Source organism: Pseudactinotalea sp., from assembly GCF_048594945.1.
GTDB lineage: Bacteria > Actinomycetota > Actinomycetes > Actinomycetales > Beutenbergiaceae > Pseudactinotalea.
This window is the reverse complement of record NZ_JBMDXJ010000362.1, coordinates 1-18,399: the sequence shown is the minus strand read 5'-3', so window position 1 is coordinate 18,399 and position 18,399 is coordinate 1. Positions and strand designations below refer to the sequence as shown.

Genomic DNA, 18,399 nt, shown 5'->3' with positions numbered 1-18,399 from the left:
ATCCGGTCGTGGCGGTCGCCCACCACAGCGGGGGACTGCTCCAGCACGAGGTACACCCCGCTCGCATGGCGCCAGATCCGCCCGCTGGGCCAGTCGCTGTCGATCTCTCGCTCCCACCCGAGCCCGCTCAGCAACCAGTGCCAATTCGGCTCGGCCGCGGCGAGGTCGCTGGTCCACAGCTCGATGTGGTGCACGGGGTTCATGGGTTCTCCGTCCGGGTGCGGTGACCTCGGTCAGGTGTAGGGGAAGGCGGCGGCAACGGCGGCGGCAGCGTAGCTGCCGCCGAACAGAACCGTGTGCACGAGCAGCGGGTTGAGCTGGTGCAGATCGACCCGGTGCTGCCACCCGGGAGCGAGCGCGGACGTCTCGTCGTAGCCGGTGAGGATCTCCTCGAGGTACGGCGCACCGAACAGCGCGAGCATCGCCAGGTCGGTCTCGGCGTGCCCGCCGTGCGCGGTCGGGTCGATCAGCACGGCGCCCTCCGGTGCCCACAGCACGTTCCCGTTCCACAGGTCACCGTGCAGGCGCGCCGCGCCGTGAACCAGAGCCGGCTGCTCGTGCTCGAGGTCGCCGTCGAGCAGCCGGGTCACCACGGCCTCGATCGTGCGTTCGTCGGATCCGTGGATCCGACCCTGCTCGACGGCGCGGCGCAGGTAGGGCAGCACGCGCTCGGTCGCGTAGAACTCACCCCAGGTCACCGGAGCCGGGTCGGGCGCGGGCAGCTCGAGCCGCCCCATGAACAGCGGCGTGGTGCCTGGGACGAAGCCGTACGCGGGCGCGCCCGCCGCGTGCGTGCGCGCCAGCGCCGCACCGAACACGCGGGCAGCCTCGGGCGTCGCGTGACCGTCGTCGATCTGCTCGAGTTCGAGCAGACCAGCACGAGCCGAGAGAACCTCCGCGACGCGGGCACCGCCGTCGACCCCTCCCAACCACGCAAGACCGGCGGCCTCGAAGAGGGCGGCGTCGGGATGGGGAAAGTGGGTCTTGCGGTGGGTGCTCACGGTGGCATCGAGCTCACGCGCGTACGCGCTGCTCGAGCTCTTCCTGCACGTGCGCGACGATGCCGGCTGCCGCCGCGACCACCTGGTCGTAGGCGATCTCGAAGTCGCGCCGGTCCCCGTAGTAGGGGTCCGCGACCTCGAGGTCGCCCTCATCGACCGCCTCGGGGTCGAAAGAACGGAGCAGATGGATCTTGTCGCGTGCGGCCTGGTCGGGGGCGAGTGCCTGCAAGGCGCGCAGGTGCCCGGAGTCGAGCGCGAGCACCAGGTCCACGTGGGTGAAGTGGTCCTCGCTGAACACGTCGGCGCGATGCTCAGCGAGGTCGAGGCCGTGACTCTTGGCCACGGCGCACGCACGGTGGTCCGCGGCCTCACCCAGGTGCCAGCTTCCCGTCCCCGCGGAGCACACCGACACGCGGTCCGCCAGGCCTGCGCGAGCGAGCGCGTCCTCGAGGATGACCTCCCCGATCGGGGAGCGACAGATGTTTCCGCTGCATACGACACAGATCGAGTAGTCCTCGGCCATGCCGGCCATTGTCACACCGTCCACGCTGTGCCGTTGTCCACAGGTGCGGGCTGATGTCCCCTTGTCCACAGCACCCCCCTGACGGCTCGGCGGCGGCCCCTGCCGCCTGCCTAGCGTCGTGGACTCACGAACGGCGAGAGAAGGAGGGCACGGTGGCGCACGCAGCGGTGGTGTCGGCGGTGGCGGGAGAGGTAGAAGGGGTACAGGCGGATCTACAGACCGCTGTACCCGACCATTGGACCGGCAGGGCCGCCGGGGTCTACCAGACGACGGCCAGGAATCTGGCCACCGGACTCGGTGCCTACGCGGTGAGAATCCGCGGCCTGGCGGCCCTCATCCACCGCCACGAGCGAGAACTGGTCGCGATCCGGACCGCGCTGTCCGGCGGCGGGAACGTGGCGGTATGAGTCGCTTCGACGAGGCGATGGACGGGTCGCCGACCAACGGCGAGCTGCTTCAGTCCGAGCGCGAGCTCACGGTGTTCGGCTTCGGGATCGGCAGCTCGGCCGACCTGGAGGTGAGCACCTGGGACGTGCGCATGTGCGCAACGCGGTTGCGGTCGATCGCGCGCCGCACCCGTGAGGCAGCCCACAACATCCGGATCCTTCTGACCGCGGTCTCCGGCACGGCACCCCTCACCTCGAGTGGTTCCGGCGCCGTGGCCGAGGGGATGCTCGTGGTGGCCGACGGCGATCGCCGGGCCGATCAGATCGACGATCTCGCTGCACGCCTGGTGCGCGCCGCAGATGGTTATGAGTCCGCTGAGGCGGCGAACGAGGCGCGGATCTGGCGCCTCACCCGCCCGGCGTGGAACCCGCTCAACCCGCTCTCCTGGGTGCATATCGGCACCGCGGTCCAGGCAGCCTGGATGGATGCCTGGCAGCACGGCCAGGTGGTGCCCACGCGGCACGGGATCGGGATGGTGCTGGAGGAGTCGCTCTGGGCCGTGACGGGAATCGATCGCCCGATCCCTGACGCCTCCCGGGCGCTGGCGGGTCTGATCTCAGGCGTGGTCTCGCACCGGGTATCCGTGGCTCAGGTCAACCCGCCCGGCTCCACCGCCCCGGGTCCGGGGGACGAGGTCAGCGAGCACGAGGCGATCGGCGACCTCGAGGGGGTCGTCGAGGCGATCGGCGGGCTGTACCCGGACCACGGGGAGGTCGAGCCGGGCACGGTGCGGATCGACCAGGTGACCGCGCCCGATGGCGAAGTGTCCTGGCTGGTGCTGGTCCCGGGTACCCAAGGCGACCTCGTGGGTGGGCAGCCGTTCGACTGGGCCGGGAACCCCGGCGCGATGGTCGGCGAGGCGACCGGTGCGACGGCCATGGTGGTGCAGGCGATGCGGATGGCCGGGATCCAGCCCGGTCAGCAGGTGGTGGTCGCTGGCCATTCGCAAGGCGGGATGGTCGCGCTCAACGCAGCCAACGCCGTGGCCGGGGAGCTCGACGTCAGTGGCGTGCTGACGCTCGGCGCACCGGTGGGGCTGCTCGACGCGCCGGAGGGGACCGAGGTGCTCAGCCTGGAGCACGTCGAGGATCTCGTACCCGGGTTCGACAACGCCGCCAACCCGGTGGGGGAGAACTGGACCACGGTGGAACGCACCCTGACCAGCTCGATCGACGCCGACCTCAGCAGCTCATCCACCCCACGCGACACGCACGACACCCCCACGTACGCCGATACGGCGCGGCTCGTGGACGCGTCCGACGAGGGCGCGGTCCTCGACTACCTCGCCGTGGTTGCTCCGGTCCTCAACCCGGAGGCCACGGCCACCAGCAGCTACTACCAGGGAACCCGGACCGACTGATCGCGCTACCGATTCTTGCGCTCGCCGTCGGGAAGGATGACCGAGAGCACCACCGAGATGATCGAGATGACGAGCCCGGCGAGCACCGCAGTCCAGAACCCGTCCACGGTGAGGCCAAAGTCCGTGTACCCGCTGATCCAGCTCGTCAGCAGCAGCATCAGGGCGTTCACCACGAGGAAGAACAAGCCGAGCGTCAGCAGGTAGAGCGGAAGCGCCAGCGCCTTGGCGATCGGCTTCACGATCGCATTGACCAGCGTGAAGATCGCCGCGATCACGGCCACCACGATCACGGTGTTGAGCACCGGGTCGCCCGTCTCGGGGGCGCCGGAGCCGGCCACGATGTCCACGCCGCCGATCCACAGCGAGGTGAGCCAGATCGCGATGCCGTTGATGAGGACCTTGACGAGGAAGCGCAGCATCCTCCGATCCTGCCATCCAGATGGCATGCTGAGGGGATGGCGATGGGTATTCCCGGGCCGTCCGAGCTCGACGAGGCAGAGCAGCCGCCGTCGGCTCCGGAGCGACCCGCTGTCCGACTGCGCGCAGCACTCGAGTCGCTGCCTGCGTACGTCCCCGGTGCGGCAGGCTCGAACCCGGGTGTGTTCAAGCTGTCGTCCAACGAGGCGCCGTTCCCGCCGCTGCCGGCGGTGCTGGCAGCGATCGCGGACGCCGCCGAGGACATCAACCGGTACCCGCTCATGTACGCCGACCGCCTCGCCGAGGAGATCGCGCGCCACCACGGCGAGGTCGCCGACCGCGTGATCGTGGGGAACGGGTCGGTGGCCGTGGCGGAGCTGATCCTGCGCGGGATGTGCGAGCCCGGCGACGAGGTGGTCTACTCCTGGCGCTCGTTCGAGGCCTACCCGATCCTCGTCCAGGTGGCCGGCGCCACCTCGGTGCAGATCCCCAACACGCCCGACGGTCGGCACGACCTCGAGGCGATGGCCGCGGCGATCACGGACCGCACCAAGATCGTCATCCTGTGCACCCCCAACAACCCCACGGGTGCCGCGATCTCCCACAGCGAGCTGGTCGCGTTCCTCGACGTGGTTCCCAGCAACGTCATGGTGCTGCTCGACGAGGCCTATGCCCACTTCGTGCGCTCCGCGGACCCGATCGACTCGTTCGCACTGCTGCCCGACCACAAGAACCTCGTGATCCTGCGGACCTTCGCCAAGGCCTACGGGCTGGCTGGCCTGCGTGTGGGCTACGCCGTGACCCGCAGGCGGCTGGCGCGCACGCTGCGGACCGCCTCCACCCCGTTCGGCGTCAACGCGATCGCGCAGGCGGCCGCGGTCGCGGCGCTCGGTCAGCAGCAGGCCGTGGCCGATCGGGTCGGCGAGCTCGTGTCCGAGCGTGAACGGGTGGTCGCCGCGATGCGCGCGCAGGGCTGGGACATCGGCGACCCGCAGGGCAACTTCGTGTGGCTGCCGCTGGGCGACGTGGCCGGCGCGTTCGCGACCGACGCGATGGAGGCCGGCGTGACCGTGCGCCCCTTCGCGGGTGACGGCGTGCGGGTCAGCATCGGTGAGTCCGAGGCCAACGACATCGTTCTGGAGCTCACGGCGAGGTGGGCCTCCAGCTCCGGCGGCGACGCCGCCGACACCACGGGAGTTGGAGGATCCCTACAAAACTGACGGCACGACGTCGTCGGGCACAACTGCATAGAACCTACGGTTCCGTAGCCTACGCTGGCGTAGGTATGACATCCCGTCACCCTCAACACCCCTCGAAGGAGACCGGAAGTGATCACCACCGACACGAGTGAGGACACCCCTCACGTCGGACGTAACACCGGGTCCGGCGCGCCGGACCACACCGTTCAGCTGCTCTCGCCCACCGGCGAACGGCTGAGCGACGCGGTCTACTCGGCCCGCGCGGACCATCTGGACCGCGCGGCGCTCGAGACCATCTACCGCGACATGGCGCTCACGCGCCGCTTCGACACCGAGGCGACGTCGCTGCAGCGGCAGGGCGAGCTCGGGCTGTGGCCACCGAGCCTCGGGCAGGAGGCGGCGCAGGTCGGCTCCGCCCGGGCCCTGCGACCCCAGGACTTCGTGTTTCCCTCCTACCGCGAGCATGGCGTGGCGTGGGTGCGCGGCCTCGACATGCGCGACCTGCTCCGCCTGTACCGCGGTCGCGAGCACGGTGGCTGGGACGCCCGGGAGCACAACTACAACGTGCCCACGCTCGTGATCGGCTCGCATGCGTTGCACGCCGCCGGGTACGGCATGGGCATCCAGCGTGACGGCGACGTCGGCACCGGCGATGCCGACCGTGACCGCGCAGTCGTCGCGTACTTCGGCGATGGCGCGACCTCGCAGGGCGACGTCAGCGAGGCGATGGTCTTCGCCTCGGCCGCCTCCGCTCCCGTGGTGTTCTTCTGTCAGAACAACCAGTGGGCGATCTCTGTCCCGACCGCCAAGCAGAGCCGCATCCCGCTCGTGCACCGCGGCGAGGGCTTCGGGATCCCGTCGGTGCGCGTGGACGGCAACGATGTCCTCGCCTGCTACGCGGTCATGTCCGAGGCGCTGGAGCGCGCACACAACGGCGGTGGCCCGAGCTTCATCGAGGCTGTCACGTACCGGATGGGCGCGCACACCACCTCGGACGACCCGACCCGTTATCGCAGCCGGGCCGAGGAGGAGCACTGGCGTCAGCGGGACCCGCTCGTGCGGCTGCGCACCCACCTCGAGAGCCTCGGAACCGGGTCCGAGTTCTTCGACGACCTCGAGGCGGAGGCGGACCGGCTCGGCGAGGACACCCGCACCTTCTGCCGCGCCCTCGACAAGCCGCAGCCCGAGTCGATGTTCGACCACGTGTACGCCACGCCGCAGTCGCAGATCGAACGTGAGCGAGCGTGGTTCCGTGACTACGAGTCCTCGTTCGAGGAGGAGGCCAAGTGAGCGAGCGGATCGCGATGGCCAAGGCCATCAACCTCGGGCTGCGACGCGCGATGGAGCGCGACAGCAAGGTCATGGTGATGGGAGAGGACGTGGGCCCGCTCGGTGGGGTCTTCCGTGTCACGGACGCCCTGCAGAAGGACTTCGGTGACGACCGCGTGGTCGACACCCCGCTCGCCGAGTCCGGCATCATCGGCGCAGCGATCGGGCTCGCCTTCGCCGGCTACCGCCCGGTCTGCGAGATCCAGTTCGACGGTTTCATCTTCCCCGCCTACGACCAGATCACCACCCAGCTCGCGAAGGTGCACTACCGCAGCGGCGGCCGGGTCGAGATGCCGATCGTCATTCGCGTGCCCTACGGCGGCGGCATCGGTGCGGTCGAGCACCACAGCGAGTCGCCGGAGGCGCTGTTCGCGCACACCGCGGGACTGCGCGTGATGAGCCCGTCCTCGCCATCGGACGCGTTCGCGATGATCCAGCAGGCGATCGCCTCGCCCGACCCCGTGCTGTTCTTCGAGCCGAAGGCTCGCTACTGGGACAAGGAGGAGGTCGACGTCGAGGCCGACGAGCTCGCGCTGGGTCTCGTCGGCGAGCCCGACGGCGTGGGGCCGGGTGTCGCGGATCTCGAACGCGCCCGGGTGCTCACCTCGGGCACCGACGTCACCGTGGCCGCCTACGGGCCCACCGTGCGGACCGCGCTCACGGCAGCGAAGGTGGCGGGTGAGGAGGGCCGCAGCGTCGAGGTGATCGATCTGCGCTCGATCTCGCCGCTCGACATCGACACGGTCGCGGAGTCGGTGACCAAGACCGGGCGGCTGGTGGTGGTGCACGAGGCGCCCACGTTCTTCGGGGCCGGCGCCGAGCTCGCCGCTGCCGTGACGGAGCGGTGCTTCTACTCGATGCAGGCGCCGGTGCTGCGCGTGGGAGGCTTCCACACGCCGTACCCACCTGCGAACATCGAGGAGGAGTACCTGCCCAGCCTGGACCGGGTGCTCGATGCCGTCGACGCCACCCTCGGATACTGAGAGCCCGGAGCGCCCATGCCTGCGTATCAACCGTTCAACCTTCCCGACGTGGGGGAGGGTCTCACCGAGGCCGACATCGTCGAGTGGAAGGTCTCTCCCGGCGATGAGGTGACGGTCAACCAGACGATCGTCGAGATCGAGACCGCGAAGTCGCTGGTCGAGCTGCCCAGCCCGTACGCGGGCGTGGTGCACGAGCTGCTGGTGGAGGTCGGCGCGAGCGTCGACGTCGGCAACCCGATCATCGTCATCGACACCGATCCCGGCGGCGCCGCGAGCGTGCCGGCCGACGACGCCGCCGATGAGGGTGAGACCAGCGGTGACGTGCTGGTCGGTTACGGCACCAAGGCACCGAGTCAGGCGCGGCGCACGCGCCGGCACGCGCAGCCTGCCGCGAGCGCTGCAGCGCCGGTCGCGGCGCCGGCGACGCCGGCGCCCCAGCCTGAGCCGGCCACCCCGCGACCGGCACCCGAACCGGCGAAGCAGGCTGCGCCGTCGGCCCCCATCTCGGCGAACCCCGTGCTGGCCAAACCGCCGGTGCGCAAGCTGGCCAAGGACCTGGGAGTGGACCTGTCCCGGCTCAAGGGCACGGGGCCGGGAGGAATCGTCACACGAGAGGATGTCAACGCCGCTGTGGAGAACGAGCAGCCCGAACGGCTCGTGGTCTACCCGGGTGACGACCGCCCGTGGCTCGACGGGGGCACCGTGGCCGCGGACGGGCGCACCACCCGGGTGCCGGTGCGCAGCGTGCGGCGCCGCACCGCCGAGGCGATGGTGGCGAGCGCCTTCAGCGCCCCGCACGTCACGGTGATCACGGCGACCGACGTGACCAAGACCATGAAGCTGATCAAGACGCTGCGCGAGGACCGTGAGTTCGCCGACGTCAAGGTCACGCCCACCCTGATCGCCGCGAAGGCGCTGATCCTGGCGATCCGGCGGCACCCGGAGATCAGTGCCGCCTGGGACGACGCCACGCAGGAGATCGTCTACAAGCACTACATCAACATCGGTATCGCGGCCGCGACGCCGCGAGGGCTGGTGGTGCCGAACATCAAGGACGCACACCGGCTCGGCCTGCACGACCTCGCGCTTGCGCTGAACGAGCTGACCAGCACTGCGCGGGCCGGCAAGACCCAGCCCGCCGCGATGTCCGACGGCACCGTGACGATCACCAACATCGGCACCTTCGGCATCGACACCGGCACCCCGATCCTCAACCCGGGGGAGTCGGCGATCCTGGCGGTCGGCGCGATCACCAAGCGCCCCTGGGTGCACAAGAACAAGGTGAAGGCACGGTGGGTCACCCGGTTGGCGCTGAGCTTCGACCACCGCCTGGTCGACGGCGAGCTCGGGAGCCGGGTGCTGCAGGACGTCGCAGCCACCCTCAACGACCCCGCCCGCGGCCTGGTCTGGGGCTGAGGCCACCCACCTCGCGCGCGCCGGACGCCGAGACCGAGGCCGAGCGCCGAGACCGCGGGGTGCGCCCCTCGGTCTCGGCGTTGAGCCTCGGTCTCGGCGTTGAGAGCCAGGGACGGGCGTGCGCTACCAGTTCTGGCCGGAGCCGTTGCCGCCGCCGGAGGCCTGATCCTCGGCATCGGCGGACTGCTGGGCCTCGTCGTTGCGCGACTCGAGCTCCTCCTGCTGCGGGTCGGTCGACTCCGTCTCCTCGCCACCGGAGGACCCGCCGTCGGTGGGGGTCTCGGACTCGCCCTCGCCGGAGGACTCGCCGTCGGTGGGGGTCTCGGACTCGCCCTCGCCGGAGGACTCGCCATCCGCCGGGGTCTCCGACTCGCCGTCGGTGGGACCGTCGGACGGGTCCTCGCCGCCCTCGCCCTCCTGCTGTTCCTGCTGCTCCTGCTCGGCCTGCTCCTGGCTCTCCTGCTGGCGTTCCTCGGCCTCCTGGGCCTCCTCGCCGCCGCTGCCACCGGACTCACCGCAGTTGGAGAGCATCTCCTGAGCCTGCGCGTAGTAGTCGGCGCCCATCGCGGGGTCACGGGCGGCCATCGACTCGTCGCCCAACCCTTCCAGAGCGAGCGAGTAGTTGGTGCGCACGTCGCACTCGTCCTCGCCCGGAGGCTCCCCCTGCGGGGACTTCGGCACCAGGTCCAGCGCCACATCCAGCTTCTGCGTGGCCTGGAAGAACTGACCGCCGGCGTAGATCGCGGTGCCCTGGTTGAAGTACGCCTTCCACGGCTCGACGACGTTGAAGAACTCCAGCGACTCGAACCGGTCGGCCGCGGTGTTGTAGCTGGCGTTGGAGTAGGCGGAGCTGCCGGCCATGTTGAGCGCGACGGCACTCAGTAGCTTGACCGCAGCGAGGAACGCGATCACCATCACGGGCAGCGACCACAGCAGCAGCCGCTTGCGCTTGCGCCGCAGCTCCTCCGCGTACTTCGCGTCGCGGATCTCCTCGCTGGTCTTGAACTCTCCTGGCGGTGGCAGGACGTCGAGGGACATGTCTAGCCTCCCTTTCCGCTCATGGCCATGGCACGTTGCCGGTCACGGCGCTGCGGCTCGTTCTCGCGCTTGCGCTTGGGAACCTCGCGGGACAGGTCCCACGCCTCCCACGCGAGCAGCAGGCCGAGCAGCGCAGCCGCAGGCCAGTACACGTCGGTATATGTCGTCAGGTCGCGGCGTCCGTCATCGGCGATCGCCTCCAGGTTGACGTCGGAGACCAGCGGCGTGATGTCGTCCGGGGCGATCCGGTGCGAGTACTGGATCCCCAGCTGGTCCGCCACGGTGCGCAGCGCGGTCTCGTCGATGCGGGAGATCGCATCGGCACCGGTGTCGTCGGTGATGTAGGGGGCGTCCGTGCCGTAGCCGGAGTTCGACGTCCCGTCGTAGCTGCGCATCCGGCCGCCCTCGGCGGTGCCGTAACCCAGCACGGCGCCGCCGTCGATCAATGGGGCAAGGTCGGCGAACGAGGCGAAACCGTCGCTCGCGTCCGAGCCCGACCCGGTGGTGTTCTCACCGTCGGACATGAAGAACACCAGGCGCACGTTCGACGGGTTGCGCTCGGCTGCCGCCTCCAGCGTGGTCCGCAACTGGTCGAGCGGACGGTCGATCGAGGAGCCCGCGGAGTAGGCGGTGATCTCCTGGCGCACGGTGTCCGCCCAGGAACGGACCGCTCGGGAGTCGGTGGTCAGCGGCAGCTGGCGCGTGGACTGCGAGTCGAACGCGATGATCGCGTACCTCGAGCCAGGCAGCGCCTGGGTCAGCGCAGTCATGTCGTGAGAGACACCCGCGAGGCGGGGCTGGCCGCCGTCGTAGTCCTCGGCAGCCATCGAGCCGGTCCGGTCCACCACGAAGTAGATCTCGGCGTTGGAGACCAGGCCGTCGTTCTCGGTGCTGGGGATGGCGGGGCAGAGGCCGATCACCGCGACGCACGCGACCATCACGGTGCGGCGGATCCAGTCGACGCGGCGCTCACCGCGCGAGGCGCGCAGCCGCCACACGCACAGGGCCAGCATCGGCACGAACACCGCGATCATCGCCCACAGGGGCCAGAGCATGCGCAGCGTCATGTTCGTAGCCTCCAGACGGCCAGCACGTAGACCGCGATCGCGACCACCAGCCAGGCGAAGAACCGTTCGGGGCGATCGGTGATCACCACATCGGTGTCGGCGTCGAGATCGACCGCCTGTTGCGCCGCGATCTGGTCCACGACCTGCGAGACGAGATCGGGGTCGGACGCCTGGAAGAACAGCCCGTCGTGGCCCTCGACCACGTCCCGGTACTCCTTCTCCTCGGCGGCCGAGGAACTCGTCACCTCGCCCGCGTAGATGCCGAACAGTGAGATGTCGCGCTCGGCCACGAGGTCGCCGGCCTCGGGCAGCGAGTACACCGGGTTGCCGAGCACCTGGTTGTCGGTCGCGAGGATGATCGAGCGGGATCGTTCGGTGTCCTGCTCGTCGAACATCAGCGCGCAGGTGGCGAGTCCGTCACCCACGAGCGAGGACTCGTTCTGCCCCATCCCGGTGGTACCCGCGAGGTACTCGATGAGGCGGTCGTAGTGACCCGGGTCGAAGGACCAGTCGGAGAGCGAGTCGACGTCGAAGTCGAGCACGTCCGCCGCGTACCGCAGCTCCTCCTCGACCAGCTGGTAGTCGTCGGTGAGCGGGAACACGGTCCGCGACGTGGAGTTCCACACCGACAGCGCGATCCGTTCGCCCTGGAAGGACGGCAGCAGCTCGAGGAACCGCTCGACCACCTCGGTGTCGAACTCGAGCATCGAGCCGGACACGTCGAGGCACAGCACGATGTCGCGCGTGGCGAGCTCCTCGGAGCGCACCTGCCGGTCCACGGGGCGCGACGCCAGGAACCCGGCAGCGACCGTGGTGCCGAGCAGGATCACGGCGACCACGCTCAGCAGCAGCTTGTAGCGCGACAACCGCGACTTGAAGGACGGCAGCGTGGGCAGATAGCCCGCGTTCGCCACCCAGGTGACGTTGCGGCGCTCGCTCTTGGGCTTGCGCGCGAACCAGCCCAGCACGCCGAGCACGATCACGGCGCCGATGACCACCCACAGCGCCCACCCGTGCATGAAGTGGTTCACCACTGCTCGACCACCGCCTTGGCGTTGGTGGTCGCGGCGAGTGCCTCGGCGTCGGAGTCGACGGCGAACGCCGGCTCCTCGTACTCGGTCAGCAGCGACGAGAGCCGGTCGGTGCCCTCGATCCGAGCGATCTCACCGACCGTCAGGGAGCTCGTGTCCATCCGGAGCCGACCGTTGGCGAACTCGCGCATGATGTGGTTGAGGTCCAGGTGCAGCGTGCGCAGGTCGGTAGCGCCCTCGCGGTAACGCTCCTCGGCCTGCGCGATGTCGGCCAGCGTGCGCTGCCGCAGCCCCGAGAACCGGTCGCCACGGCCCTCCTTGGAGTCGAACGGGCGCTCGCGCGTGTGCCAGAACACCCACCACAGCCAGGCGCCGATGAGCACCAGCAGCGCACCGCCGACGATCGGCACCCAGGTGGAGTACGCCGCGGGGGCGACCGGGTCGTGGACCTCCACGGCCCACACCGGCGCGGAGAGGTCAGCCGCGAACACGCTTCTGCCTCCTCAACAGGTCGATCAGGGCGTCGATCAGCTGGTCCTCGCTCGTGGCGGTCACGGACTCGATGCCGCGGCGCCGGAGCAGCGCTGCAGCATCCTGACGGCGTCGCAGTGAGTACTCCTCGGCCTCGCTCACGAGGTCCTTGCGTGAGCGCAGGAACTCGGGGATGTCGAGCGGGGTGTCGACATCGTCGATCACCTCGTTCGGGTCGTCGGTGGGGAGCCGGTCGGCGATCTGGACGACCATCACCTCGTGGCGGGTGCGCAGCCGCTTGAGCGCCAGCTCGTGCTCGGGCTCGGGCCGTGCCTCATCGGTGATGATCACCACGAGCGACTTGCGTGTGAACCACGTGAGCACGCGGTCGAGCACCCGGTTGAGGTCGCTGGCTGGGCTCTCCAGGTCGAACATGGCGTCGATCCGCCGCAGCAGCATCTCCATGTGGGAGCCACCGCCGCGCGCCGGGATCTGAACGGTGCGCTCGTCGTCGCCCGCCACGAGCGCCACGGTGTCGCCGCGGTTGCGCGCCAGGTAGCAGATAACCTCCGCAGCGAAGACCGCCAGGTCAGACTTTGTGCTGCCGTCCGGTGCGGTGGCGGCCATGTTGCGGCCGGTGTCGACCGCGAGCACCATCGCGAGGTTGGAGTCGCGCACGAACCGGCGGATCACCGGCTGACCGGTGGAGGCGGTGGCCTTCCAGTCGATGTCGGAGACGTCGTCGCCGAACTGGTACAGCGCCATCTCGTCGAAGTCCTGGCCGTGGCCGGAGTAGATCGAGCGGTGCCGACCCTCGAGCAGACCGGAGGCACGGCGAACGGTCGGCAGGTCCAGGCGGGCCCGGACTTTCGCGAGTCGTGAGGTCGATGCCATCAGCGGTGCCCCCCTTCCTGTCGTCGGTCGGTCTCGTGCTGTGTGGGTCAGGGGCTGGGAACGGCCGCGAACACGGCGTCCACCAGCGCCTCGGGCGCCACGTTGTTGGCAAGTGCGTCGTAGGTGCGCACGATGCGGTGCCGCAGCACGGAGTGCCGCAGCGCCTTCACGTCGTCGGGCACCACGTACGAGCGGCCGGCCTGGACGGCGAGCGCCTGCGCGATCCGCATCAACGCGATGCCACCACGCGGCGACGCCCCCACGCGCACGTGCTGGTTGAGGTTCGGCAGCGGCCGCGGACCGCCGCCGCGCGAGGTGTTGATGATCGCCACGATGTACTGCTTGATCGAGGTGTCCACGTACACCTTCTGCACGAGCTGCTGCAGGAACTCGACGTCCCCGATCGAGATCGGCGCGGCGGTCAGCGGCGCGGTCATGGAGCCGTTGTTGATCCGCTCGAGGATGTCCACCTCCTCGTCCGGGGCCGGGTAGGTGAGCACCTCCTTCATGAGGAACCGGTCCATCTGGGCCTCGGGCAGCACGTACGTGCCCTCCTCCTCGATGGGGTTCTGGGTGGCGAGCACCATGAACGGCTTGGGCAGCGGGTACATCTCGCCGCCGATGGAGGTCTGCTTCTCCTGCATCGCCTCGAGCATCGCGGACTGGGTCTTGGCGCTCGAGCGGTTGATCTCGTCGAGCAGCACGAGGTTGGCGTGCACCGGACCGAGCTGGGTGCTGAACTCACCCGTGGCCTGGTTGTAGATCTGGGTGCCCACGATGTCGTTCGGCATCAGGTCCGGTGTGCACTGGATGCGGTGGAACGAGCCAGTGATCGAGGACGCCAGCGTCTGCGCGGCTGTGGTCTTTGCCAGGCCGGGCACGGACTCCAGTAGCACGTGCCCGCCGGCGAGCAGCGAGCTGACGAGCGCGGTGCGCAGCGCCTGCTGGCCCACGATGCGCTGGTCGAACACGCGCGCGACGTGCGAGAGCAGCTCGGTGGCTCGCCGGGAGTCGTCGTAGGAGATCGGCGAGGTCTGCGGTGCCAGGCTCGATGAGGTGGTGGACATGAGCTCCCACTCGTGGTCGCGGTTGTGTGCGGGCGTGTGATCTGGCGGTCGACGGAGCGCCGACATCCGGCCAGGTTCGAGTTCGCGGGACCCGGCGATTATGCCGCACCAGGCTTGACGGTCCGTCGGCGGGGGCGGGGCAGAAGTGCCCTCAGGAGCCGGCCAGGGTCGTGCCGAGCGCTCGGCCGCCGTCGAATCCGGGCAGAACCAGGAACGTGCCGCTGCCGGTCGGCGTGGCGTACTGCATGAGGTCGTCGGCCTCGTCGAGGCGATGTTGCGTGCGGACGAACGTGTCCAGGTCACGCTGGAAACACATGAACAGCAGGCCGGCGTCGTGCACCTCGCTGCCGGTGTGGTCGAGCGCCGTGCCGTCGTCGAACGCGTAGCCGCGTCGCAGCATCAGGTGGCTGCCGGTGAAGCTCGGGTGCGCTGCGCGCACGTGCGAGGTCGCGGGCACGAGCAGCTGACCCTCGGGTGTCTTCGCGAGCAGGTCGGCCTCGCTGGTCAGCTCGCCGCCCGAGAGCGGCACGCCATCTGCCCGACGGCGTCCGATCACCTGGTCTTGGCGCTCGCCGGGGAGTGCATCGAACCCGGTGGTGTCTAGGCGAAGGCGCCGCACCACCAGGATGCTGCCGCCGGCTGCCGGGCCGTCGGGCACCCATACGTGCTCGGCGAGCTGAGCTTCCCCGCGAGGCACGATCACGCCGTCGTGGTACCCCAGCGGGTTACGCGCGATCGTTCCGGTCCCGCGGGCCCGGAAGCCCCGCTGCATCCACCGCAGCCGCAGCTCCGGCAGGCTGGCGGCGACGTGAGCAAGTGCCGTGGCGGCATCGTTCGCGTCGCTGCTGCAGGCCAGGACCGCGACGTCGCCGCCACGTCGCTCGGCCGGAATCGACTCGTCTCCCGCGAACGCGGGGAGGTCCGTGGCACCGGGCAACGCCCGATCGACGGCGGCCACGAGCCGCGGACCGGCGCCGACCGTCACCGTGAGGTCGCCCGGGCCGTCGAGCAGGCCGGCGTCGATCGCATGCTCGGGTGAGGTCGCGGTGGTGACTGCGGTACCTAAGGCGGCGCCGATCTCCCGGATCGTGGTGGCAGTCGGCTCGGTCGGCACGTCGAAGACGGCGAGCATGCAGAACGTCTGCGGGGTGGCAGGTCGGTCGATCCCGGCCTGGTGCGCACCGGTGGCCTCGACCAGTGCTGGACCGGTCGGCACGCCAGGGTCAGGGGGCGTCGGCGTCGCACGACCGGCCACACCCAGACCGATCGCCAGCCCGGCCAGGCTGCTTCCGGCGCCGGTGAGCACGGTTCGCCGATCCGGCAACCGACGCCCAGCGCGCCCTCGCTCGCTCACCGCACACCCAGAACGTCCGCAACCCCACCAAGGCGCTCGAGAAGGTCATCGTCACTGCCGGGACCCAGGTCGACCGACGTCCACTCGGTCCCACCACCGAGTCGGAGCTCGAGGCGGTGACCGACGCCTGTCTCGTCCACCCAGAAGCGGGTGGTCGCGGCGCTGCCGTCGTCGGGCAGGCCGGAGTCGGGGTCGTACACGGTGTCTTGCGTGGGCCCGGCGAACACGGAGACGGCGGTCTCGTCCGCGCCGACGGTGACCGTGTCCTCTCGTAGCCAGCGGGCGTCGGTCTGCTGGAGCAGCAGTGCGTTGTCCGGCCGGTCGGCAGTCATCGTGAGCACGATGGAGAGTGTCGCGTGCAGGCGGGACTCCTGCGGCATGAGGGCTGACGTCGTCCACGTGTCGTCGACCTCGGGTGCTGTCCGTGGGACGTCGGTTCCCGACCAGGGCAGCGTCGTGACCGTGCTGGCACTCCACGCCAGCACGAGACTCTCCGTGCCCTCCTCGTCACTGATGAGGCCGTAGCCGGCGCCGGCCGCGAAATCCACCTCCGCGTCGACCAGATACGTGATCCCGCGGTCGGTGACCGTGAACGAGACCGGCCGAAGCCCGGCGTCGAAGTTGCGGAAGCGTGTCAGCGCGAGCCGTTGTGCCTCCTCGCTCGTGAGCGGCCGCGCCGGCGCCTCGTCGGTGCCGGAGGTACAGGACCCGAGCGCCACGATCGCCAGCGCGAGCGTGAGGAGAACGGCGACGGCGCGTCGGATCATGTGGTGCCCGAGCGGTCGTCGAGGAAGTCCGCGGCGGGGAGTGTGGCGTCGTCCTCGGCGGGCATGGCGACGGTCGCGGGCAACGGCTCAGACGGCGGGGTGTCGACATCCGCCAACGTGGGCTGTGCCGGTGGCGCGGGGATATCGAGGAAGCTGACGCCGGCGGGGACCTCGGGTGCAGGCCAGGTCGAGGTGTCGACCCCGGTGCCGTCGTTGCCCTCGGGGCAGACCGCCTCGCGCAGCGAGGCCGGCGAGGCAGTCGCCGGCGCCGGCGTGAAGCAGTTGCCGCTGGAGGGGGTGCGTGACGCCGAGGCGTCCCCAACGTCGATGCCGTTGCCGTCGAGGTGGTTGTCGGTGAACGTGTTCCCGCTGGCGGGCAGATCCTCCGTGTTGCCGAGCTGGATGCCGGTGACGGGGTTGCCCTCGATCCGATTGGTGACGACCGCGTTGTCCTGGCCGCCCACGATGGACAGGCCTACGCCGAAGCCGCCCAGTGCGTGCGCCGGGGAGTCCGCACTCGTGTTCTGAGAGATGAGGTTCCCCATCACGAGGTTCTGGCGTTGCGGGGTGAAGGCCTCCTGGTAGTTCGAGATCAGCGTCATCCCGATGCGGTTGTGGGAGAACCGGTTGCCGGCGATCACCACCGAGTCCGACGCGTTGGCGTTCTCGAAGCCGATCGCGTTGCGCTCGGCCACGTTTCCGGCGACCAGGATGTCGCAGGCCTCGCACTGCCCGACGTAGAAGCCGGAGTCCGCCGAGCCGGACGCGTAGGAGTCGGTGATCGTGCCGTGCTGGGCGTTGAACGCGTAGATGCCGTAGAGGCCGTTGTTGCTCGCGGTGACATGGTCGATGGCGAACCGCTGTACCGGCGGGAACTCACTCGGATCGAGGGCGGTGTACCCGGGGCCGCCGTGGGCGACCGGCCCGTTCTCGTCGTGCATCCCCGTGACGAGCACCCCGTAGAACAGCGCGGATGTCACGGTGAGGTTCTCGATACGCACCCCATCGGCGGAGGCGAACACACCGAACGAACGGATCCCACCGCCGTCGATGATCACGCCGTTGCGATCCTCACCGCGCAGCGTGAGGTCGGGGACGTCGATCGTCACTTCCTCGGGGTAGGTGCCGGGTGCGACGAGCACCATGTCTCCGGGGTCGGCCTGCTCGACGGCGGCGCCGATCGTGCTCGCATCGGCCGGCACCCGGATCACCTCGCCGGGACCGGCGGGATCGCTCGACGGCGGTGCCGTGCCCGTGCCGCAGCCGGCCGCGAGAAGCACCGCGAGGGCGGCGGCGGCGCCTGCGAAACGGCGGCCGGACTGGTGGGACATGCAGCGGAGTCTAAAGAAGCAGGACCACGGTGCATCACCGCCCAGATTCGGCGGAAACGTGCGCTTCCGGCTCAGTCGCGCTCATACCGCTGTCACCCTGGCTTCGTCCCCGCATCACCCTGCCGCGACTAGCCCGTGGACATCCGGGTCCCGAATGCTAGACGGCGGTGCGTGCACTACACGCGGCGTATTCGGGCCGTGTGTTCGGGAACGGAAGAGGGTCAACAGGGTGGGTAGAGGAAGCGATGCGATGAGGCGGCCGCCCGGCACGCTGTCACGGGGGATCGCCGCGCTCGGCGTGGTTGGCCTCGTCGGTACCGGGTTCGTCGCCGTGGGGGCAGCACCTGCTGCTGCCGCCGAGGGCGACGAGATCACCGGCACGATCTGGCAGGACTACGACGCCAACGGCGTCATGGACAGCTACGAGACCGGTCTTCCGGGGATCGAGGTGTACGCCTACGACGCCGAGGGGAACGCCGCCGGACCGGTGGTCACGGGCGCCGACGGCACCTATGCCCTTCCCGTCACCTCCGACGCCAGCCAGTGGCGCGTCGAGGCCAACGTGCCGGACACAGCCCAGTGGGCGCAGTGGCGCGACTCCGTCGTCGGGCGATCGGGTGACCCCGCGAACGGCACCACGGTCCAGTTCGTCGAGGTCATCGACGGCACCGGTGCCGCCGGCGTCGACTTCTCGTTCCACGTGC

At 69.9% G+C, this 18,399-nt stretch carries 19 protein-coding genes and 1 pseudogene; 7 read left to right on the top strand and 13 right to left on the bottom strand.

All coding sequences use genetic code 11. The features are described from left to right. From ACOJSN_RS16545 to ACOJSN_RS16535, 3 genes and pseudogenes are all read right to left on the bottom strand, one after another. Nucleotides 1-203 (bottom strand): annotated as a pseudogene (locus tag ACOJSN_RS16545) (glyoxalase); the annotation flags it as partial. A gap of 30 nt (nucleotides 204-233) precedes the next feature. Next, entirely contained in the window at nucleotides 234-1,001 is a 768-nt protein-coding gene (locus tag ACOJSN_RS16540; protein WP_420113590.1) for a fructosamine kinase family protein, read from the bottom strand. Between the two features lie 13 nt (nucleotides 1,002-1,014). Continuing rightward, nucleotides 1,015-1,524, bottom strand: a complete 510-nt coding sequence (locus ACOJSN_RS16535; protein WP_420113589.1) for a low molecular weight protein-tyrosine-phosphatase — start codon at nucleotides 1,522-1,524, stop codon at nucleotides 1,015-1,017. Nucleotides 1,525-1,676: 152 nt separating this feature from the next. On the opposite strand from ACOJSN_RS16535, the gene ACOJSN_RS16530 reads away from it, so the two are divergent. Beyond that, nucleotides 1,677-1,931, top strand: coding sequence for a hypothetical protein (locus ACOJSN_RS16530; protein WP_420113588.1), 255 nt, complete (start codon nucleotides 1,677-1,679; stop codon nucleotides 1,929-1,931). Further along, nucleotides 1,928-3,331, top strand: coding sequence for a hypothetical protein (locus ACOJSN_RS16525; protein ID WP_420113587.1), 1,404 nt, complete (start codon nucleotides 1,928-1,930; stop codon nucleotides 3,329-3,331). The genes ACOJSN_RS16530 and ACOJSN_RS16525 overlap by 4 nt, the downstream gene beginning before the upstream one ends. A 5-nt stretch (nucleotides 3,332-3,336) precedes the next feature. Here the strand turns inward: ACOJSN_RS16525 and ACOJSN_RS16520 are convergent, their stop codons facing one another. Continuing rightward, nucleotides 3,337-3,750, bottom strand: coding sequence for a phage holin family protein (locus ACOJSN_RS16520; RefSeq protein ID WP_420113586.1), 414 nt, complete (start codon nucleotides 3,748-3,750; stop codon nucleotides 3,337-3,339). 36 nt (nucleotides 3,751-3,786) lie between these two features. Here ACOJSN_RS16520 and ACOJSN_RS16515 point away from each other — a divergent pair, with 36 nt between their 5' ends. From ACOJSN_RS16515 to ACOJSN_RS16500, 4 genes are all read left to right on the top strand, one after another. Then, entirely contained in the window at nucleotides 3,787-4,968 is a 1,182-nt protein-coding gene (locus ACOJSN_RS16515; RefSeq protein ID WP_420113585.1) for a histidinol-phosphate transaminase, read from the top strand. 108 nt (nucleotides 4,969-5,076) lie between these two features. Then, nucleotides 5,077-6,237 carry a pyruvate dehydrogenase (acetyl-transferring) E1 component subunit alpha gene (pdhA, locus tag ACOJSN_RS16510; protein ID WP_420113584.1) on the top strand — a complete coding sequence of 387 codons (1,161 nt, stop codon included), beginning with the start codon at nucleotides 5,077-5,079 and terminating at the stop codon, nucleotides 6,235-6,237. A 14-nt stretch (nucleotides 6,238-6,251) separates the two neighbouring features. Further along, nucleotides 6,252-7,259, top strand: a complete 1,008-nt coding sequence (locus ACOJSN_RS16505; RefSeq protein ID WP_420113591.1) for an alpha-ketoacid dehydrogenase subunit beta — start codon at nucleotides 6,252-6,254, stop codon at nucleotides 7,257-7,259. A gap of 15 nt (nucleotides 7,260-7,274) precedes the next feature. Then, on the top strand, nucleotides 7,275-8,675 hold the full coding sequence (locus ACOJSN_RS16500) for a dihydrolipoamide acetyltransferase family protein (RefSeq protein ID WP_420113583.1): 1,401 nt from the start codon (nucleotides 7,275-7,277) through the stop codon (nucleotides 8,673-8,675). Between the two features lie 123 nt (nucleotides 8,676-8,798). Here ACOJSN_RS16500 and ACOJSN_RS16495 read toward each other — a convergent pair whose 3' ends face one another. The 9 genes from ACOJSN_RS16495 to ACOJSN_RS16455 all read right to left on the bottom strand — a co-directional run bounded on the left by ACOJSN_RS16495 (nucleotide 8,799) and on the right by ACOJSN_RS16455 (nucleotide 17,695). After that, nucleotides 8,799-9,713 (bottom strand): hypothetical protein, encoded by a 915-nt coding sequence (locus ACOJSN_RS16495; RefSeq protein WP_420113582.1) that lies wholly within the window; start codon nucleotides 9,711-9,713, stop codon nucleotides 8,799-8,801. A 2-nt stretch (nucleotides 9,714-9,715) separates the two neighbouring features. After that, entirely contained in the window at nucleotides 9,716-10,780 is a 1,065-nt protein-coding gene (locus tag ACOJSN_RS16490) for a vWA domain-containing protein (RefSeq protein ID WP_420113581.1), read from the bottom strand. Further along, nucleotides 10,777-11,811, bottom strand: coding sequence for a vWA domain-containing protein (locus tag ACOJSN_RS16485; protein WP_420113580.1), 1,035 nt, complete (start codon nucleotides 11,809-11,811; stop codon nucleotides 10,777-10,779). Before ACOJSN_RS16485 ends, ACOJSN_RS16490 begins: the two co-directional genes overlap by 4 nt. Further along, complete coding sequence (locus ACOJSN_RS16480) at nucleotides 11,808-12,302, bottom strand: hypothetical protein (RefSeq protein WP_420113579.1); 495 nt, start codon at nucleotides 12,300-12,302, stop codon at nucleotides 11,808-11,810. The genes ACOJSN_RS16485 and ACOJSN_RS16480 overlap by 4 nt, the downstream gene beginning before the upstream one ends. Next, nucleotides 12,289-13,176, bottom strand: a complete 888-nt coding sequence (locus ACOJSN_RS16475; RefSeq protein ID WP_420113578.1) for a DUF58 domain-containing protein — start codon at nucleotides 13,174-13,176, stop codon at nucleotides 12,289-12,291. The genes ACOJSN_RS16480 and ACOJSN_RS16475 overlap by 14 nt, the downstream gene beginning before the upstream one ends. A gap of 47 nt (nucleotides 13,177-13,223) precedes the next feature. Next, nucleotides 13,224-14,243: an AAA family ATPase gene (locus ACOJSN_RS16470; protein WP_420113577.1), complete on the bottom strand. Its 1,020-nt coding sequence runs from the start codon at nucleotides 14,241-14,243 to the stop codon at nucleotides 13,224-13,226. Nucleotides 14,244-14,394: 151 nt separating this feature from the next. Then, nucleotides 14,395-15,597 (bottom strand): Dyp-type peroxidase, encoded by a 1,203-nt coding sequence (locus ACOJSN_RS16465; protein WP_420113576.1) that lies wholly within the window; start codon nucleotides 15,595-15,597, stop codon nucleotides 14,395-14,397. Next, nucleotides 15,594-16,364, bottom strand: coding sequence for a hypothetical protein (locus tag ACOJSN_RS16460; RefSeq protein WP_420113575.1), 771 nt, complete (start codon nucleotides 16,362-16,364; stop codon nucleotides 15,594-15,596). Before ACOJSN_RS16460 ends, ACOJSN_RS16465 begins: the two co-directional genes overlap by 4 nt. Continuing rightward, nucleotides 16,361-17,695: a right-handed parallel beta-helix repeat-containing protein gene (locus ACOJSN_RS16455; protein WP_420113574.1), complete on the bottom strand. Its 1,335-nt coding sequence runs from the start codon at nucleotides 17,693-17,695 to the stop codon at nucleotides 16,361-16,363. The genes ACOJSN_RS16460 and ACOJSN_RS16455 overlap by 4 nt, the downstream gene beginning before the upstream one ends. 250 nt (nucleotides 17,696-17,945) lie before the next feature. Between ACOJSN_RS16455 and ACOJSN_RS16450 the strand changes: the two genes are divergently transcribed. Then, nucleotides 17,946-18,399, top strand: a 454-nt coding sequence (locus ACOJSN_RS16450; RefSeq protein WP_420113573.1) for an SdrD B-like domain-containing protein, incomplete at its 3' end; no start/stop codon positions are given.

Excerpts from the sequence above, each read along its gene's own strand:
- ACOJSN_RS16535 (WP_420113589.1), bottom strand. The coding sequence starts at position 1,524 with ATGGCCGAGGACTACTCGATCTGTGTCGTATGCAGCGGAAACATCTGT.
- ACOJSN_RS16525 (WP_420113587.1), top strand. The coding sequence starts at position 1,928 with ATGAGTCGCTTCGACGAGGCGATGGACGGGTCGCCGACCAACGGCGAG.
- ACOJSN_RS16520 (WP_420113586.1), bottom strand. The coding sequence starts at position 3,750 with ATGCTGCGCTTCCTCGTCAAGGTCCTCATCAACGGCATCGCGATCTGG.
- ACOJSN_RS16515 (WP_420113585.1), top strand. The coding sequence starts at position 3,787 with ATGGCGATGGGTATTCCCGGGCCGTCCGAGCTCGACGAGGCAGAGCAG.
- ACOJSN_RS16505 (WP_420113591.1), top strand. The coding sequence starts at position 6,252 with ATGGCCAAGGCCATCAACCTCGGGCTGCGACGCGCGATGGAGCGCGAC.
- ACOJSN_RS16500 (WP_420113583.1), top strand. The coding sequence starts at position 7,275 with ATGCCTGCGTATCAACCGTTCAACCTTCCCGACGTGGGGGAGGGTCTC.
- ACOJSN_RS16495 (WP_420113582.1), bottom strand. The coding sequence starts at position 9,713 with ATGTCCCTCGACGTCCTGCCACCGCCAGGAGAGTTCAAGACCAGCGAG.
- ACOJSN_RS16490 (WP_420113581.1), bottom strand. The coding sequence starts at position 10,780 with ATGACGCTGCGCATGCTCTGGCCCCTGTGGGCGATGATCGCGGTGTTC.
- ACOJSN_RS16475 (WP_420113578.1), bottom strand. The coding sequence starts at position 13,176 with ATGGCATCGACCTCACGACTCGCGAAAGTCCGGGCCCGCCTGGACCTG.
- ACOJSN_RS16470 (WP_420113577.1), bottom strand. The coding sequence starts at position 14,243 with ATGTCCACCACCTCATCGAGCCTGGCACCGCAGACCTCGCCGATCTCC.
- ACOJSN_RS16460 (WP_420113575.1), bottom strand. The coding sequence starts at position 16,364 with ATGATCCGACGCGCCGTCGCCGTTCTCCTCACGCTCGCGCTGGCGATC.
- ACOJSN_RS16455 (WP_420113574.1), bottom strand. The coding sequence starts at position 17,695 with ATGTCCCACCAGTCCGGCCGCCGTTTCGCAGGCGCCGCCGCCGCCCTC.